Origin of the sequence: Cobetia sp. 2AS (assembly GCF_029846355.1) — a bacterium.
GTDB classification, from domain to species: Bacteria; Pseudomonadota; Gammaproteobacteria; order Pseudomonadales; family Halomonadaceae; genus Cobetia; species Cobetia amphilecti.
On the sequence record NZ_JARWKQ010000035.1, the window covers coordinates 1 to 218 of the forward strand.

Consider the following 218-nt stretch of genomic DNA (forward strand, 5'->3'; position numbering starts at 1 on the left):
CTGGTCGCGGTGTTGCCGGCTGGGTCGGTGACCGAAGCCTCGACGCTGTACTCGCCTTCGCTCAGCGGTGTTTCGGCGTCAACCGTGTAGGTGCCGTTCTCGACAGTCACGGTGACGGTCTGCTCGTTGCCGTCACTGTCAGTGATGACCAGCGTGACGGTGCTGCCGTCTTCGGCATCGGTGGTACCGACGATGGTCGGCGTGGTGTCGGAGGTCAG

1 protein-coding gene is annotated in these 218 nt (G+C 64.2%); it reads right to left on the reverse strand.

Going from position 1 to position 218, the window contains the following annotated elements:
• Positions 1–218 (reverse strand): Ig-like domain-containing protein (locus QD356_RS17825; RefSeq protein ID WP_279878505.1); only part of this gene is annotated, 218 nt, incomplete at both ends.